Source organism: Stenotrophomonas sp., from assembly GCF_050737575.1.
Classification (GTDB): domain Bacteria; phylum Pseudomonadota; class Gammaproteobacteria; order Xanthomonadales; family Xanthomonadaceae; genus Stenotrophomonas.
Genome location: NZ_JBOHXW010000022.1, coordinates 1 through 1,400, shown reverse-complemented (window position 1 = coordinate 1,400; position 1,400 = coordinate 1). Strand labels below are relative to the sequence as shown.

At 66.1% G+C, this 1,400-nt stretch carries 1 protein-coding gene; it reads right to left on the bottom strand.

The window, feature by feature from the left end; translation table 11 throughout:
- The coding region (locus tag ACREP4_RS16960) for a tyrosine-type recombinase/integrase (protein ID WP_431597374.1) at window positions 1–259 on the bottom strand (259 nt) is incomplete at its 3' end.
- Window positions 260–1,400 lie beyond the last annotated feature (1,141 nt).

Here is a 1,400-nt window from a genome sequence, read left to right as displayed (position 1 = left end):
CCTGGCGTGCCCGATGCTCGCGCAGCGCAGCGACGCAGACCTCCGGGAGCGGAACCGGCCGCTGGGACAGCTTGGTCTTGGGCTCGACCAGCACGAGCTGGCCGTTGACGCGCTGCAGCGACCCGCGGACCCGCAGCGTGCGGGCGTCCAGGTCCACGTCTGCCCATCGGAGTCCAAGCACCTCGCCGCGGCGCAGGCCGGCCGCGACGGCTACGGCGTAGACGGCGTACAGCCGATCCTGGCGCAGCTCGTCGAGCATTTCGGCTGTTGGCAGCTCACGCACAGCACTGGCTCTTTGGCGTGGGCTGGCCAGCGCATTGTTGGCGATAGGGGACCAGGCTTATCCTCCGGCCGCCGAGCGCCATCTCTATCGCGCGTCTATCGCAGTCTCCATCCCGCCGCTCCATGCGTCAGGTCACCTTTGAATACTACGTCGTAACGACCTGCGCAGCCCCAGCAATGAAGGTCGACCACGCCCGTTTGAAAACAATCGCTTCCGACGACGAGCTGATCCTGGCAGCAGGGTGTACGCACCTCATCTTGTCCGTGCCGTCTTCGTGGACGATGACGGTCCAGCGCCACACGGAATCGGGGTCGAGGCAAGCGTCCTTGTCACGCCAGTGCATGCTCATGCTCGCTTTCGTTCCTGACCCAGCGGCCCTCCGCTCCGGAGATATGTATGGCCCGGTGTGGCCAGGTTCGGATGGGTGAGCGGCCGGGGGTCGAGTTCGCGTGGACGCCTCAGGGCCGCCCAACCACGAGCCCGGCCGCAGCCTCGGGCGCGTCGCCTTCTTCGTCGCCTTCTTCTCGGAGGACGGTGCCTGGGCCTATGAGCCTGGCCTGCGTTCCCCTGCTCAGCAACGCCAGCTCAGGCATCGGGGATATATCTATGCTGTGCATGAGTCCTCCTGCAGCATGCGTGCGGACACTCTCCGGACGCGCTTGCGGACAGTCGATAGCATGCGAAGGAGCTGTGGGGCGAAGGACGCCGACCACCAGAGCGGGGTAAACTGCCGCGTGCGAGCCCAGCCAGGCGAGGCAAGCTCAAGCAGTCGGATCACGCTGCGATGAACAGACCTGTCATCGACCGCTACTGCCCCTCCTGTGGGTGCGTCTGGCTCGCGACAACACCGATGTCTACTGCTCCCCGTGCCAGAAGGAAGCCCATCAGGCGACGCTGCGTCCTCCCGAGGTGCCAGTCGACTTCTGGGAGACCGGCCTCATGCGCGACGCGTTGGCCAGCCGGCATATGGGCAAGGTCGCCGCCGCCTACCGCAATCATTCGTTCCACGTCCGGCCATTGCCCCAGCGGGTGGTCGGCGGCTGGGTGCGCATCACACAGGCCCAGCTCAGCCGACTGGAGAAGGGCAAGCCGATCAAGCATCTGGACAAGCTGACGC